This is a genomic window from Streptomyces neyagawaensis (assembly GCF_023516595.1).
Lineage (GTDB): Bacteria > Actinomycetota > Actinomycetes > Streptomycetales > Streptomycetaceae > Streptomyces > Streptomyces neyagawaensis.
Map to the genome: position 1 here is coordinate 79,155 of NZ_JAMGBG010000089.1, position 13,969 is coordinate 93,123.

Consider the following 13,969-nt stretch of genomic DNA (forward strand, 5'->3'; position numbering starts at 1 on the left):
CCCGGCCCGGGGACGGTCGGTGAGGTCCGCGTGGTCGCGTGCGATCGGCGCCCCGTGCGGTCGCCGCCCCGTGCGGTCGCCGCCCCGTGCGGTCGCCGCCCCGTGCGGTCGCCGCCCCGTGCGGTCGCCGCCCCGTGCGGTCGGCGGACCGCAGTGCGGTCGGCGGACTACGCTGCGGGCATGGCGAAGAAGCTCGTGATCAAGGTGACGGCGGGGGCGGACGCTCCCGAGCGCTGCTCCCAGGCGTTCACGGTGGCCGCGGTGGCCGTGGCCAGCGGGGTGGAGGTCTCCCTGTGGCTGACCGGTGAGTCGGCGTGGTTCGCGCTGCCGGGGCGGGCCGCCGAGTTCGAACTGCCGCACGCGGCGCCGCTGCCGGATCTGATCGACTCGATCCTGGCCGGGGGCCGCCTCACCCTGTGCACGCAGTGCGCCGCGCGGCGCGACATCACCGAGCAGGACGTCATCAAGGGCGTACGGATCGCGGGCGCGCAGGTCTTCGTGCAGGAGACGCTGGCCGATGACACCCAGGCGCTCGTCTACTGAACCCAGGCGCTCGTCTACTGAACCCGGGCGCTCGTCTACTGGGACGACGGTTCACCACCGTGCGGGCCGGCCGGCTCAGGGCTGTCGGCCGGGCCGCTTCTTGCCGTCCAGCTCGTCCCACCACTCGTCGGACTTGGGGTCGCCGGACGGGTCGTCCCACCAGCGGTCGTCGGGCCCCCGCCGGTTCGCGACGACGGCGGCCAGCGGCGGGATGACCATGGCGACCAGACACATGCCGACCGCGACGGGGACCGACCAGAGCCGTACCACTCCCCAGGCCAGGACGAAGAGCGTGAGGCACGTCCCCATCATGACGAAGTAGCGGTGGCGCCGCCGCGCGTACATGCCTCCAGGGTAGGACGGCCGCTCCCGGCATGCCGAAGGGCCGCGCCCCAGGCGTCCAACCCAGGGGGGCGCGGCCCTTCGGCCGTTCACGCGGTGCCTCAGACGGCGATCGCGACCTCGGCGAGCGCGCCCTTCTCGGCGACGACGACCGTGCGGTCGGCGGTGCCGCCGGGGACCAGGGCGCGGACGGTCCAGGTGCCCTCGGCCGCGTAGAAGCGGAACTGGCCCGTCGCGGAGGTGGGGACCTCCGCGGTGAACTCGCCGGTCGAGTCCAGCAGACGGACGTAGCCCGTCACCGGCTCGCCGTCGCGGGTCACCTGACCCTGGATCGTGGTCTCACCGGGCTTGATCGTCGAGGCGTCCGGGCCGCCGGCCTTCGCTCCACACATGTCTTTCTCCATCAGGGGTTTGACCGGAAGGAAGGCCGGTCGGGACGAACGGGGGTGTGCGGGTAACCGCTGGTGGTGCTTACTTGTTGGCGCCGAGCTCGATCGGGACGCCGACGAGGCTGCCGTACTCGGTCCAGGAGCCGTCGTAGTTCTTGACGTTCTCGACACCGAGCAGCTCGTGCAGGACGAACCAGGTCAGCGCGGAGCGCTCACCGATACGGCAGTAGGCGATGGTGTCCTTGGCGAGGTCCACCTGCTCCTCGGCGTAGAGCTCCTTGAGCTCCTCGTCCGACTTGAAGGTGCCGTCGTCGTTGGCGTTCTTGGACCACGGGATGTTGCGGGCGGACGGGACGTGGCCCGGACGCTGCGACTGCTCCTGCGGCAGGTGGGCCGGGGCGAGCAGCTTGCCCGAGAACTCGTCGGGCGAGCGCACGTCGACCAGGTTCTGCGAACCGATGGCCGCCACGACGTCGTCGCGGAAGGCGCGGATCGCGGTGTTCTGCGGCTTGGCCTTGTACTCGGTGGCGGGGCGCACCGGCACCTCGTCGACCAGCTCGCGGGCGTCCAGCTCCCACTTCTTGCGGCCACCGTCGAGCAGCTTGACGTTCTCGTGGCCGTACAGCTTGAAGTACCAGTAGGCGTAGGACGCGAACCAGTTGTTGTTGCCGCCGTAGAGGACGACGAGGGTGTCGTTGGCGATGCCCTTCTCCGACAGCAGCTTCTCGAAGCCCGCCTGGTCGATGAAGTCACGGCGGACCGGGTCCTGGAGGTCCTGCGTCCAGTCGATCCGGATCGCGTTCTTGATGTGGTTCTTCTCGTACGCGGTGGTGTCCTCGTCGACCTCGACGATGGCGATGTTCGGGTCGTCGAGGTTGGCCTCGACCCAGTCGGCGTCGACCAGGACGTCGCTGCGGCTCATGCTGTTTCTCCTCCGGGGCAGTTGCGGCGGGGCGTGCGAAGCGCCTCCGGCGGTTCGGCCGGGCGCGCACGGGGGTGTGCCCTGGCTTGGGCAGGGCGGGGGAATGCGGCAGGCCTGGGCTGCCACTCAGAAAGTGCGACAGAGCATGGCGGCGACGCGGCACAGGTCTACTGCCCGCCGCTTCGTGAGATCCGCCTGTCGCTTCATGGTTGTCGATCGTAGGGACGGACAGGCGGGCGTGTCACCGGCATGTCGTATTCTGAGACGCGATCGTCCGGATTGTGGGATGAGTTCCCCGGAACGGCGGTACGGAAGGGGCCGCCGGGTCCGCGCGACCGCCGCCGCATCTACGGTACGGACACCGGCGTCTCGCTCTTCGGACACGGCCCCTGGGCTACCCCCGTGGCTCCCCGGCTACGGAACTACCCGGCCAGCTGGATGTTCGAACCCTTCACCGAGATGTCCACCCCGTCCGGCGCGGCCTCGACCTTGTCGAGCTTGATGCCGCCGGGCAGTCCGTCGATCCTCTGCTGGAAGTCGGTGATCGAACGGACCTGGCCCTCCGCGGCCTGGACCACGAGGTTCGGCAGGTTGTCGGCGTGGACCTTCACGATGTCGTCGTCGACGGTGACCGTACTCAGGACCGGGTACGTCGTGGCGGAACCCAGGGCCGAGACCTTGATGTTGACCTTGATCTTGCCGTTGCCGCCGTCGGAGAGCCCGGTGACCTGGGCGGTCACCCCGGGGAAAATACGCGTCGGCTCGGACTTGGCGGCCTTGAGGAGTTCGTCGTACGAGATGGTCGCGGTGCCGGTGGCGGACGCGGCCGTGGCGGAGCTGTAGTCGCCGGAGAACTTCACGCCGCGCATGTGCGCCGTGAGGTCGGCGATGCGGATGCTCTCGTCGGAGTTGCCGGTGGTGGCCTCGTAGTCCGAGATGCCGACCTCGACGTCGTCCAGCTCGCCGCCCGCGACCTGGGTGAGGAAGGGGAAGCCGTTGATGGACACGTCCGGGGTGGCGGTCAGGCCCTCGCTGCTCTTGAGCTTCTGAGCGACCTCGTCCTCGGCGAACCCGACGGCCACGTGGTCCGCGACCACGAAGAGGCCGCCCAGGATCACGGCGACGATCACAAGTATCCGCAGTGCGCGCATGTCTCGGTGTCCCCCACGTTGTCCACTCGGCGGCCCGCCCGTCTCAACGACCAGAGTGGCCGCTCCGGGCGAGGGTAATCGCGGGAAAGTGAAGCCGGGGCGAACTCCTGAACGTTGTTGATCACCTGTGACAGGACGCGATCTCGGAGGGACCGGGCTTCGGGTGCGGGTGGGTGGGGGCTGGTCGCGCCCACGGGGCGGAGCCGCACGCGTCACCGCCCCGCGCCCTTGGAGGGCTGGGCCTGCGGCCCGCACTTCATCCGCTGCCCCGGAAGTTCAGGGGCCTGCGGCCCGCCCTTCAGCAGGTGTCGCCGTCGAAAAGCACGGGGCGCAGCCCCGGTCGCTTTTCAGGGGCGCGGGGAACTGCGCGAGAAACCACAACGGACCCGCACCCGCCAAGAACAGGCGCACCCCCGAGTCATCGGGCGCCCGGCCCCGAGCAAGGCGGCGCCCGTGGTCTCAGCCCAGCGCCCGGCCGAACAAGTACACCGCCGGTGCCGCCGCGGCGAGCGGCAGTGCCACCCCCGCCGTGAAGTGCACGAAGCGGGACGGGTAGTCATAGCTCGCGACCCGGTGTCCGATCAGCGCGCACAGCCCGGCCCCCGCCCCCAGCAGCGCCCCGGAGCTGCCGAGATCGGTCACCCCGCCGACGGCGACCCCCGCACCGGCCGCCGCCAGCAGCGCCACTACCACCGATGCCGCCGTCGGCAACGGCAGGGCCCGCGCCACCACGGCCACCGCGACAGCGACCCCGCCGACGGTGACCGCGTCCGCGGCCGCCGCCAGATACCCGGTCGCGATGATCGCCAGCGCCGCCGAGGCGACCGTCGCCATCAGCCCGTACATCCGCTCGTCCGGGTCCGCGTGGCTCCGCAGCCCGAGCACGATCCCGAGCAGCACCCACACCCCGAGCGTCCCGAGGATCGCCGCGGGCGCGTGCTCCCGCCCGGCCACGAACAGCGCCGCGTCCGCCGCGAGCGCGCCCGCGAACGCCAGCACGATGCCCTGCCGGGCCGGCCACATGCCGTTCAGCCGGAACCAGCCCGCCGCCGTCACGGCCTGGAGGATCACCAGCGGTACGGCGAGGGCGAACTCCCCGATCGCCGCCGCGCCCGCCAGCAGCAGCCCCAGTACGGCCGTGATCAGCGCCGGCTGCATGCCGGGCTCGATGATCGGCGACCGTCCCTCGGCCCGCGCCCGCTGCGCGTCGGTGATCCGCGCGTTCCCGGTGAGCGTCGGCGGCCCGTACGCGGGCCCGGCCTCGCCGGAACCGGCGCAGTCGCCCCCGTGGGCGTGGTCGTGCGGAGCCACCGGGGCCCGCCCCTGGGCAAACCCCTGGCCCTGCGGGTACGCCTGACCCCCCGGACCGGGCAGGCCCTGCTGTCCGGGTCGGTAGTCCGGGGCGTACTGCGCGGGGCGGCCGTCCGTCTGCTGGGGCAGGTACGCCGTCTCCGCCAGGTTCGGCGCGAAGGGGGCGGTCTGCGGCTGCGCCTGGGTCTCCCAGGTCTGGCCCTCCCACTGCTGCGTGTACTGCTGCGCCTGGGCGGCCTGCCCCTCGTCGTACCCCTGCCACTGCGGCTGCGCCGCGTACGGCGGCTGCTGCTCCGGCTGCTGGTGGGCGTCGTAACCGGGGTGCCCCTGGTGGCCCTCGTACCCGTACGGCTGGTTGCTCATGATGTGGGGGTCACCCTCCTGCGAACGGCGGGAGCACCTCGACCGTGCCGCCCTCGGCCAGACGTACCGTCTCATGTTCACGGGTGCCCACAGGGTTCCCGTCGACGAGGAACGAGCATCGTCGCAGCACGCGGACGAGTTCGCCGGGGTGTCGCTCACGGATCTCGCCGAGGGCCTCGGCGAGGGTGTCCGCGTCGTAGGGCTCCTCGGAGATGCCGGCGGCGGCTTTGGCCGCGGCCCAGTAGCGGACAGTGCCCTTTGGCATCTGCGTTCCTCTTGGTTAGTCGGGACGGGGTTCAGGCTACGGGGGAGTCCGTGCCGTGGAGAAACCGCGGGCGGATCGTCCCGCCCGGCCCGTACCTCAGCGACCCGTCCCTCAGCGGCCCGTGCCTCATCGCCCCGTCGTCCCTCGCACCCACTCCCCGACCCGGTCCAGCAACTCCCCGGTGGCCGCGTGTTCCGCGTGGCCCATCCCTTCCTCCAGCCACAGTTCGGCGTGCCCGGCCGCGGCCTCCGCGAGCATCCGGGGGTGGTCGACCGGGAAGTAGCCGTCGCTGTCGCCGTGGACGATCAGCAGTGGCGTCGGGGCGATCAGGGGGACCGACTCGACCGGGGAGGGCGGGACGGGGTCCCATTCACGGTGGTGGATGCGGGTGCCGAAGCCGTAGCGGCCGACGAGACGGCCGGCGGGGCGGGTGACCAGCCAGTGGAGGCGGCGCATGGGGGCCGTGCCCCGGTAGTACCAGCGGGCGGGCGCGCTGACCGAGACGACCGCGTCGATGCCGGCGTCCGGCAGGGCCGCGTGGCGCAGGACGACCGAGCCGCCCATGGAGAAGCCGACCGTGACGACGCGTTCGTGCCCGAGGTCGCGCGCCCACTGGACGGCCGCCGCCAGATCGAGGACTTCGCGGTCGCCCACCGTGGAGTGGCCGCCGGACCGTCCGTGGCCGCGGAAGGAGAAGGTCACGACGGAGCCGTACCGGGTGAGGGCCGCCACCACTCTTCGAACGTGCGGCCGATCCACACCGCCCGTGAACCCGTGCGCGACGACGATCGCCGGATGACTTCCGAGTGGCTTTCCGGAGTCGTCGGAGAGAAGGTGAGAGGCGTTGTATACGACACTGCCCGGGTCGTATACGGCCTCGATATTCACGCCGTCTTCCGTGCTCAGAAACCTGCGCAAAGGGTTCGCCGGTGGTCGTGGAGCGGTTCGATCCCCCGTCTCAGAGTCCGGGATATCGAAGGATCGCGTCACATCACCTGCCGGACCAGCGCTCATGTGGGCTATTCTGCTGGACAGAGGACTCGGGCAACGTAGCCCCCGGGTCCTTTTGTGCTTTCGGAAGCGTTGTATACGAAGCGGGAAACACCAGGTGACCGCAGGTGTACGGGGCCCCGGGAACGCAGAGCAGAACGCTGTGAAGTTCCGCAGTGCAGTTCGCAGTGCCGTAAACGTCCTCGCAGGGACCGAGGAGGAACCAGACGTATGAGTTCTCTGCTGCTCCTGACCAATGCCCTCCAACCATCGACGGAGGTGCTCCCGGCTCTCGGCTTGCTGCTGCACAACGTGCGGGTCGCCCCGGCGGAAGGGCCCGCCCTCGTCGACACCCCCGGTGCCGACGTGATCCTCATCGACGGGCGCCGTGACCTCCCGCAGGTCCGCAGCCTGTGTCAGCTGCTGCGCTCCACCGGGCCCGGCTGTCCGCTCATCCTCGTCGTCACGGAGGGCGGTCTCGCCGCCGTCACCGCCGACTGGGGCATCGACGACGTCCTCCTCGACACCGCCGGCCCCGCCGAGGTGGAGGCACGGCTCCGGCTCGCCATGGGCAGGCAGCAGATCGTCAACGACGACTCCCCGATGGAGATCCGCAACGGTGACCTGTCGGTCGACGAGGCGACGTACTCCGCCAAGCTCAAGGGCCGCGTCCTCGACCTCACCTTCAAGGAGTTCGAGCTCCTCAAATACCTCGCGCAGCACCCCGGCCGCGTCTTCACCCGCGCCCAGCTGCTCCAGGAGGTCTGGGGCTACGACTACTTCGGTGGCACACGCACCGTGGACGTCCACGTACGACGGCTGCGCGCCAAGCTCGGCCCCGAGCACGAGTCGCTGATCGGCACCGTCCGGAACGTGGGTTATCGATTCGTTACCCCCGAGAAGGGCGAGCGCGCGAGCGACGAGGCGAAGGCCAAGGTCGAGCACTCAAAGGCGGAGGATGCGGACGAGACGGCGCCCCTGGAGGCCGCCGAGGTCGCGGCCGAGGCGTAGTGCGTCGGCCCAACCCGCCCTCGGCGCACGGCGGACGCACGGCTCTCGTACAGACGAGCGCCTGTACGCCCTGCCCAGGGGCGGTCCATCCGCGTAGACTCCGCGCGTGGCCAAGGTGACTCGGGATGATGTGGCGCGACTGGCGGGAACTTCCACCGCCGTCGTCAGCTACGTCATCAACAACGGACCCCGGCCGGTCGCCCCGGCCACGCGCGAGCGTGTCCTCGCCGCGATCAAGGAGCTGGGGTACCGGCCCGACCGGGTCGCCCAGGCCATGGCGTCGCGGCGTACCGAGCTGATAGGCCTGATCGTCCCGGACGCCCGTCAGCCGTTCTTCGGCGAGATGGCGCACGCGGTCGAACAGGCGGCCGCCGAGCGCGGCAAGATGGTCCTCGTCGGGAACTCCGACTACATCGCGGAGCGCGAGGTCCACTATCTGCGGGCGTTCCTCGGGATGCGTGTCTCCGGGCTGATCCTGGTCAGCCACGCCCTCAACGACAACGCCGCCGCCGAGATAGAGGCGTGGGACGCGCGCGTGGTGCTGCTGCACGAGCGGCCCGAGGCGATCGACGACGTCGCCGTGGTGACCGACGACCTCGGCGGCGCCCAGCTCGCCGTGGAGCATCTCCTCTCGCACGGACACGAGTACGTCGCGTGTCTGGGCGGCATCGCCGAGACCCCGCTGGTCGGCGACCCCGTCTCCGACCACGTCGAGGGCTGGCGCCGCGCGATGGACGAGGCCGGCATCTCCACGGAGGGGCGCCTCTTCGAGGCCCCGTACAACCGCTACGACGCGTACAACGTGGCCCTCGACCTGCTCTCCGGCCCGGACCGGCCCCCGGCGATCTTCTGCTCCACCGACGACCAGGCCATCGGCGTACTGCGCGCCGCGCGTGAGCTGCGCATCGAGGTGCCCGGCGAGCTGGCGGTCGCCGGCTTCGACGACGTCAAGGAAGCGGCGCTGACCGACCCGCCGCTGACCACGGTCGCGACGGACCGCACGGGGATGGCCCGCGCCGCCGTGGACCTCGTCCTCGACGACGGCCTCCGCGTGGCGGGCTCCCACCGGGAACGGGTGAAGCTGTTCCCGTCGAAGCTGGTCACACGACGGTCCTGCGGCTGCGCGTAGCCTCCGGCGGGGGCGGGGTGGCGCCGTAGGGGCTCGGGCACGTGGTCGATGCGCCGTAGACGCTCGGGCACGTGGTCGACCGCGGATTCGTCGTGGCTGGGGTCGCGCCCGCGCGGCGGAGCCGTATGTGTCACCGACCCCGCGCCCCTGAAAAGCAGCAGGGGGCCCTCGCTGTGACGGTCAGACCCGGTCGAGCTGCCAGGCGATCGCGCCGGTTGCCCCTTCGCTGCCGTCGACATCGATGCGGAGCGGCTCGGCGCCGGTGACGCGTTGGTGGACGAGGGCGCCGTCGCACGGCACGGCGACGCCCTTCCGGCCGGAACCCGCGGGCCTGAACGCCAACTGCGCGCTGCCCTCCCCCACGCACACCAGGGTGATCCGGTACGGCTTGCCGTCCTCGAGGTGGGGTTCGGTGTGCACTCCGTCGGTCACCTTCTCCACGCCGGCCTCCACCAGCGCCTCGTCCCCGAGACCGGCCAGTGCCGCCTCGGCCCGCTCGGCGAGCTCCGCGTCGGAAGGCCCGGCGGCGGTCGCGGTACCGGAGGGCCGGGACGGCGTGGGATCGGCCGCCCCGGCGCCACCGCCCGAAGTGCATGCGACGAGCAGTGCGGGCAGCGCTGCGGCGGCGCACGCGGTGAACAACGCCCTGGAACGTGATGAGGTCATGATCAAGTCTCCCGTGGGGACCGGCCCGTACGGCGCGGTTCCACAAGCCGGGAGGTTCCGGTCGGCCGCCGCGTTGTGCGGCATCACCATGGCTGCACCCCTTTGTTTCCCATGCGGCGGGGGCCGGGCGCCTTTATATGGGGCATACGAGGTTCTGTCGGGCTTCTCAGGGAGCACTCAGGGAGCTCTCATGGTGGCGCGCGAAGCTCTGTGCCATGACCGAGAGCTTCCGCCGCAGCGGCGAACACGAGAACCCCTACCAGGGTGACCAACAGCAGCACGGCACCTCTCCGGTGAACCCGGAGTGGCCGCCCCCGCCGGCCTACGAGCCGACTCCGCCGACGCCGGCGCCCGCGTACGGCTACGCCGACCAGGGCGCGACCGGGTACGGGTCCGCCTCGACCGCTCTCCTCTCCGAGCCGGTGTCCTCCGGTGCCGCTCCCGCGGCGGCGGCCTCGTCCTCGTCCGCGTCCGCGTCCGCGTCCGCGTCGAAGAAGCGTGCCAAGGGTCCCCTCGCGCTGGTGGCGGCCGTGGCGATCGTCGCGGCGGCGATCGGCGGCGGTACGGCGTACGGGATCCAGGAGCTGACCGGCAACGACACCGTCGCCTCCAGCTCGACCAGCACGAGTGTGGTGCCGACCAGCGAGAAGGGCACCGTCGCCGGGGTCGCCTCGGCGGTCAGCCCGAGCATCGTGGAGATCAACGCCAACTCGAACGCGGGGGAGTCCACCGGCTCCGGTGTGATCATCACCAGCGGCGGCGAGATCATCACCAACAACCACGTGGTCTCCGGCGCCTCCCGGATCAAGGTGACGACCCACAGCGGCAAGACGTACAGCGCCGAGGTCGTCGGCACCGACAGCAAGAAGGACCTCGCGCTCATCAAGCTGCGGGACGCCTCCGGGCTGAAGGCGGCGACCCTCGGCAACAGCAACGGGGTCAAGGTCGGCGACCAGGTCGTGGCGATCGGCTCCCCCGAAGGGCTCACCGGCACGGTGACCAGCGGCATCGTCTCCGCGCTCGACCGTGACGTGACGGTCTCGACGGACGAGGGCCAGCAGCAACAGCAGCAGGGCGGTGGCGGCGGGTGGCCGTTCGAGTTCGGCGGCCAGCAGTTCAACGGCGACACCGGTTCGTCGACTACCACGTACAAGGCGCTCCAGACCGACGCGTCCCTCAACCCGGGCAACTCCGGCGGCGCCCTCATCGACATGAACGGCAACATCATCGGTATCAACTCCGCGATGTACTCCGCGTCCTCCTCGGGTGACGCCGGCAGCGCGGGCCTCGGCTTCGCCATCCCGATCAACACGGTCAAGTCCGACCTGAGCACGCTCCGGGCGGGCGGCTCGGACTGACGGCCACGCTGGCCACCGTGCCACCGCAGCCACCGCAGCCACCACGGCCACCACGGCCACCCCGGCCACCACGGCCACCACGGCCACCGACTGGCTCTCCTTCGACTTGGAGGTCGACATGATCAAGCAGGTTGCGCACGACGCCCCGGCCGCCGACGGCCCCTCCGGACTCGGCCTCGCCCTCGCCGTGGCGGCCGAGCTGCACCCGCCGGTCACGCGGGCCCCCGAGGTCGCGCCCGCCGCGACCCGGGCCATGGCTCCCCGACGGAAGTCGACGGCCACGGCGGCCCGCACCCACCGCCGTACGACAGTCGGATGATCGGCTGAGGCTCGACTTATCCACAGCCCTGCCCAACCCGGCGCCCTGGAACGTGCGAGGCTGAGTCCGGATCGACCACTCCTCGCTCTCCTCCCCCCTCCACGTCCCACCGCACCCGAGGAACGACACGACCATGAGCCCCGCCGAAGGCGACCGTGAACCCCAGCGCATCCTCATCGTCGACGACGAGCCGGCGGTGCGCGAAGCACTCCAGCGCAGCCTCGCCTTCGAGGGGTACGACACGAGGGTCGCGGTCGACGGCGCGGACGCGCTGGAAAAGGCGACCGCGTACAAGCCGGACCTGGTGATCCTCGACATCCAGATGCCCCGCATGGACGGCCTGACCGCCGCCCGCCGGATCCGCGGCGCGGGCGATACGACCCCCATCCTGATGCTGACGGCCCGCGACACGGTCGGCGACCGTGTCACCGGCCTCGACGCGGGCGCCGACGACTACCTGGTCAAGCCCTTCGAGCTGGACGAACTCTTCGCCCGCGTCCGCGCGCTGCTGCGCCGCAGCTCGTACGCGGCGGCCGTCGCCGAGACGGCCCAGGAGGACGAGGCGCTCACCTTCGCGGACCTGCGGATGGACCTGGCGACCCGTGAGGTGCGGCGGGGCGACCGGCCGGTGGAGCTGACCCGTACGGAGTTCACGCTGCTGGAGATGTTCATGGCGCACCCGCGCCAGGTCCTCACCCGCGAGCAGATCCTGAAGGCGGTCTGGGGCTTCGACTTCGAGCCCAGCTCCAACTCCCTCGACGTGTACGTCATGTATCTGCGCCGCAAGACGGAGGCGGCGGGCGAGCCCCGCCTCGTCCACACGGTGCGCGGCGTGGGGTACGTCCTGCGACAAGGCGGCGCGGAGTGAAGAAGATCCTGCGCCGCTACCGCACCCTCCCGATCCGCACCCGCCTGTCCCTCCTGGTCGCGGCGGCGGTCGCCTTCGCGGTGGCGGCGGTATCGGTGACGTGCTGGTTCATCGTGCAGGGGAAGCTGTACGACCTGGTCGACGACCAACTTGACAAGGCCATGGGCATGGGGGCGATCCAGGACCAGGCCAGGTACGCGGTCAACAACTGCACCCAGACCGTCGGCGAGCAGAACCCCCGCTTCGGTCCCCGCAACACCTACTTCCAGGTGGTGCTGGACGATGAGACGTCCTGCGTTCTGGACTTCTCCTCGGGTCTGGTCAAGGTGACCCACACCGACATGGAGGTGGTGAACGGCACCGAGCGCACCGAGGCCATCTACCACAACGGCACCGACACCAAGGGAAACGACGTACGAGTCAAGACCCAGCCGGTGAGTATCGCCGATCCGGAGACGGGCCAGCTGTCCAACGCGGCGCTGATCGCCGCCCTCCCCCTCCACGGCACCCAAGCCACTCTCAACGACCTCGCCCTGATCCTTCTGCTGGTCTCCGGTATCGGAGTCGTCGGTGCCGGAGCGGCCGGGCTGGCCGTGGCCCGGGCGGGGCTGCGCCCCGTCGACAAGCTCACGGACGCCGTCGAGCACGTGGCGCGCACGGAGGATCTGAGCATCCGTATCCCGGTGGAGGACGAGAGCGAGGACGAGGTCGCCCGGCTGTCCCGTTCCTTCAACTCGATGACGAGCGCGCTGGCCAGCTCCCGTGACCTGCAACAGCAGCTGATCGCCGACGCGGGCCATGAACTCCGCACCCCGCTGACGTCCCTGCGGACGAACATAGAGCTGCTCAGCCGCAGCGAGGAGACGGGCCGCCCCATCCCGGCCGACGACCGCAAGGCCCTGCTCGCCTCGGTGAAGGCGCAGATGACGGAACTGGCCTCACTGATCGGCGACTTGCAGGAGCTGTCCCGCTCCGACTCCGGTCAGAACGGCGGCCGGCTCCAGATCGTCGACTTCCAGGAGACGGTCGAGGCCGCGCTGCGCCGGGCCCGGCTGCGGGGCCCGGAGCTGACGATCACGGCGGACCTCCAGCCCTGGTACGTACGTTCCGAGCCCTCAGCCCTGCAGCGGGCGATCGTCAACATCCTCGACAACGCGGTGAAGTTCAGCCCCGAGGGCGGCACGATCGAGGTGGCACTGGAGTCGGGCGTCCTCACGGTGCGGGACCACGGCCCCGGCATCCCCGCCGACGAACTCCCCCATGTCTTCGACCGCTTCTGGCGCTCCCCCAGCGCAAGGGCCCTCCCCGGCTCCGGCCTGGGCCTCTCCATCGTGGCCCGCACGGTCCAACAGGCAGGCGGCGAGGTCACCCTGACCCGAGCGAAGGGCGGCGGCACGCTGGCGACGGTTCGGCTGCCGGGGGCGGCTACGCCTCCGCCGGAGATGACATAGGGCTCTCCCCGCCTTCCTGCCAGAAGATCTGCTCCACCGTGATCTGCGGTTCTTCCGCTCGCGGTACGAAGGTGTACGTCAGCCAGCCACTTCCCCCATCGAAGTAGCAGACGCGAGGACCCCTCGGCTGACTGGACCGAACCGGCTCGACCCACATGCCGTCGGGCAGGTCAGCGTCGGTCTCGATGCCTCGGAAATAGGGGTCCTTCACGGCGACCAGTTCAGCACGTGTGGAGTAGACCACCTCCTGTACGCGGACGGGCAGCGCTTCGAGAGCAGCAAGGGCATCGAGCCGCCAGTCCATCTGCCAGGGCGGCCCCATGAACTCATCGGTCACTCGCCGGGCTCCATGCGCAGTGCCCTGTGACGAATCCTCGACGCTTCTTCGAGAAGGGCTTTCGCCTCGGCGGCGTCAGTGCACTCGGATGCACGGAGTTCCAGGTCACGTAGGTGGTCGTCCAGCTTGGGGTCACGTGCGATCGCGTACTCGACCCACCAACGCGCCACGAAAGCCGGCACAGGGCGGAGGTCATAGGTGTCGGCGATGGCCCGCTTCCAGTGCGCGTCGAAATCCGGGAGCAGAAGCGGCGCGTGCTCGGCAATCGCTCTGCGCAGTGCCGCGGGGTTCCGCTCGGGCATGGGCGGGACGACCTGATCGGATTCCTCAGCACGCGCAGCCATGATCGAGGTCCTCCTTCGTCGCGTCGTGTCTACGACCATAGTCGCGCTCACCATCCCAGCGCGGATCGTCCACGCACGCTCTCGGGCCCCCAGCCGAATCCGTCACCGAAGATCGCATGTGCCGCCATGCCACCACCGTGACCGAACCGGCCGCTCCGAGCCCCGGTTTTCCGACTGGTTCACCCCACGGGATGAACACCGGCTACGAGG

General features: G+C 70.6%; 17 protein-coding genes. 7 read left to right on the forward strand and 10 right to left on the reverse strand.

The features are described 5' to 3' along the window. Positions 1-180: 180 nt before the first annotated feature. The gene (locus M8J73_RS31045; RefSeq protein ID WP_055537811.1) at positions 181-543 is read left to right on the forward strand and encodes a DsrE family protein; all 363 of its coding nucleotides are present in this window, start codon (positions 181-183) and stop codon (positions 541-543) included. Between the two features lie 75 nt (positions 544-618). On the opposite strand, the gene M8J73_RS31050 is transcribed toward M8J73_RS31045, so the two are convergent. The 7 genes from M8J73_RS31050 to M8J73_RS31080 all read right to left on the reverse strand — a co-directional run bounded on the left by M8J73_RS31050 (position 619) and on the right by M8J73_RS31080 (position 6,300). Beyond that, positions 619-888, reverse strand: a complete 270-nt coding sequence (locus M8J73_RS31050; protein ID WP_055537810.1) for a DUF3099 domain-containing protein — start codon at positions 886-888, stop codon at positions 619-621. Positions 889-986: 98 nt separating this feature from the next. Next, a complete protein-coding gene (locus tag M8J73_RS31055) occupies positions 987-1,277 on the reverse strand; it encodes a DUF1416 domain-containing protein (RefSeq protein WP_043502058.1) in 291 nt (96 codons plus the stop codon). Positions 1,278-1,356: 79 nt separating this feature from the next. Further along, the gene (locus tag M8J73_RS31060; RefSeq protein WP_055537809.1) at positions 1,357-2,196 is read right to left on the reverse strand and encodes a sulfurtransferase; all 840 of its coding nucleotides are present in this window, start codon (positions 2,194-2,196) and stop codon (positions 1,357-1,359) included. Positions 2,197-2,618: 422 nt separating this feature from the next. Beyond that, positions 2,619-3,347, reverse strand: a complete 729-nt coding sequence (locus M8J73_RS31065; protein ID WP_055537808.1) for an LmeA family phospholipid-binding protein — start codon at positions 3,345-3,347, stop codon at positions 2,619-2,621. Between the two features lie 459 nt (positions 3,348-3,806). Next, positions 3,807-5,021 (reverse strand): hypothetical protein, encoded by a 1,215-nt coding sequence (locus M8J73_RS31070; protein ID WP_249829344.1) that lies wholly within the window; start codon positions 5,019-5,021, stop codon positions 3,807-3,809. Positions 5,022-5,031: 10 nt separating this feature from the next. Continuing rightward, positions 5,032-5,286, reverse strand: a complete 255-nt coding sequence (locus tag M8J73_RS31075) for a MoaD/ThiS family protein (protein ID WP_055513200.1) — start codon at positions 5,284-5,286, stop codon at positions 5,032-5,034. 126 nt (positions 5,287-5,412) lie between these two features. Further along, entirely contained in the window at positions 5,413-6,300 is an 888-nt protein-coding gene (locus M8J73_RS31080; RefSeq protein WP_249829345.1) for an alpha/beta hydrolase, read from the reverse strand. A gap of 207 nt (positions 6,301-6,507) precedes the next feature. Between M8J73_RS31080 and M8J73_RS31085 the strand changes: the two genes are divergently transcribed. Next, entirely contained in the window at positions 6,508-7,287 is a 780-nt protein-coding gene (locus M8J73_RS31085; RefSeq protein ID WP_055541079.1) for a response regulator transcription factor, read from the forward strand. A gap of 106 nt (positions 7,288-7,393) precedes the next feature. Beyond that, the gene (locus M8J73_RS31090; protein WP_055541078.1) at positions 7,394-8,416 is read left to right on the forward strand and encodes a LacI family DNA-binding transcriptional regulator; all 1,023 of its coding nucleotides are present in this window, start codon (positions 7,394-7,396) and stop codon (positions 8,414-8,416) included. A gap of 180 nt (positions 8,417-8,596) precedes the next feature. Here the strand turns inward: M8J73_RS31090 and M8J73_RS31095 are convergent, their stop codons facing one another. Further along, a complete protein-coding gene (locus tag M8J73_RS31095) occupies positions 8,597-9,082 on the reverse strand; it encodes a DUF6023 family protein (RefSeq protein ID WP_240501580.1) in 486 nt (161 codons plus the stop codon). 215 nt (positions 9,083-9,297) lie between these two features. Here M8J73_RS31095 and M8J73_RS31100 point away from each other — a divergent pair, with 215 nt between their 5' ends. From M8J73_RS31100 to M8J73_RS31115, 4 genes are all read left to right on the forward strand, one after another. Continuing rightward, positions 9,298-10,440 carry a S1C family serine protease gene (locus M8J73_RS31100; RefSeq protein WP_055541077.1) on the forward strand — a complete coding sequence of 381 codons (1,143 nt, stop codon included), beginning with the start codon at positions 9,298-9,300 and terminating at the stop codon, positions 10,438-10,440. Between the two features lie 118 nt (positions 10,441-10,558). Further along, the gene (locus tag M8J73_RS31105; RefSeq protein ID WP_055541076.1) at positions 10,559-10,759 is read left to right on the forward strand and encodes a hypothetical protein; all 201 of its coding nucleotides are present in this window, start codon (positions 10,559-10,561) and stop codon (positions 10,757-10,759) included. A gap of 133 nt (positions 10,760-10,892) precedes the next feature. Next, complete coding sequence (locus M8J73_RS31110) at positions 10,893-11,627, forward strand: response regulator transcription factor (RefSeq protein ID WP_249829346.1); 735 nt, start codon at positions 10,893-10,895, stop codon at positions 11,625-11,627. Next, positions 11,624-13,078, forward strand: a complete 1,455-nt coding sequence (locus tag M8J73_RS31115; protein ID WP_055542091.1) for a sensor histidine kinase — start codon at positions 11,624-11,626, stop codon at positions 13,076-13,078. The genes M8J73_RS31110 and M8J73_RS31115 overlap by 4 nt, the downstream gene beginning before the upstream one ends. On the opposite strand, the gene M8J73_RS31120 is transcribed toward M8J73_RS31115, so the two are convergent. Both M8J73_RS31120 and M8J73_RS31125 read right to left on the reverse strand, forming a co-directional pair. Further along, the gene (locus tag M8J73_RS31120) at positions 13,053-13,415 is read right to left on the reverse strand and encodes a hypothetical protein (protein WP_055542090.1); all 363 of its coding nucleotides are present in this window, start codon (positions 13,413-13,415) and stop codon (positions 13,053-13,055) included. The genes M8J73_RS31115 and M8J73_RS31120 overlap by 26 nt on opposite strands. Beyond that, a complete protein-coding gene (locus tag M8J73_RS31125; RefSeq protein ID WP_055542089.1) occupies positions 13,412-13,759 on the reverse strand; it encodes a DUF6247 family protein in 348 nt (115 codons plus the stop codon). The genes M8J73_RS31120 and M8J73_RS31125 overlap by 4 nt, the downstream gene beginning before the upstream one ends. Between the last annotated feature and the right edge of the window lie 210 nt (positions 13,760-13,969).

Bases quoted from the DNA above. Each gene is read 5' to 3' on its own strand.
- M8J73_RS31045 (WP_055537811.1), top strand. From the start codon at position 181: ATGGCGAAGAAGCTCGTGATCAAGGTGACGGCGGGGGCGGACGCTCCC.
- M8J73_RS31085 (WP_055541079.1), top strand. From the start codon at position 6,508: ATGAGTTCTCTGCTGCTCCTGACCAATGCCCTCCAACCATCGACGGAG.
- M8J73_RS31125 (WP_055542089.1), bottom strand. From the start codon at position 13,759: ATGGCTGCGCGTGCTGAGGAATCCGATCAGGTCGTCCCGCCCATGCCC.
- M8J73_RS31050 (WP_055537810.1), bottom strand. From the start codon at position 888: ATGTACGCGCGGCGGCGCCACCGCTACTTCGTCATGATGGGGACGTGC.
- M8J73_RS31080 (WP_249829345.1), bottom strand. From the start codon at position 6,300: ATGAGCGCTGGTCCGGCAGGTGATGTGACGCGATCCTTCGATATCCCG.
- M8J73_RS31075 (WP_055513200.1), bottom strand. From the start codon at position 5,286: ATGCCAAAGGGCACTGTCCGCTACTGGGCCGCGGCCAAAGCCGCCGCC.
- M8J73_RS31070 (WP_249829344.1), bottom strand. From the start codon at position 5,021: ATGAGCAACCAGCCGTACGGGTACGAGGGCCACCAGGGGCACCCCGGT.
- M8J73_RS31110 (WP_249829346.1), top strand. From the start codon at position 10,893: ATGAGCCCCGCCGAAGGCGACCGTGAACCCCAGCGCATCCTCATCGTC.
- M8J73_RS31060 (WP_055537809.1), bottom strand. From the start codon at position 2,196: ATGAGCCGCAGCGACGTCCTGGTCGACGCCGACTGGGTCGAGGCCAAC.
- M8J73_RS31095 (WP_240501580.1), bottom strand. From the start codon at position 9,082: ATGACCTCATCACGTTCCAGGGCGTTGTTCACCGCGTGCGCCGCCGCA.
- M8J73_RS31055 (WP_043502058.1), bottom strand. From the start codon at position 1,277: ATGTGTGGAGCGAAGGCCGGCGGCCCGGACGCCTCGACGATCAAGCCC.
- M8J73_RS31065 (WP_055537808.1), bottom strand. From the start codon at position 3,347: ATGCGCGCACTGCGGATACTTGTGATCGTCGCCGTGATCCTGGGCGGC.
- M8J73_RS31100 (WP_055541077.1), top strand. From the start codon at position 9,298: ATGACCGAGAGCTTCCGCCGCAGCGGCGAACACGAGAACCCCTACCAG.
- M8J73_RS31105 (WP_055541076.1), top strand. From the start codon at position 10,559: ATGATCAAGCAGGTTGCGCACGACGCCCCGGCCGCCGACGGCCCCTCC.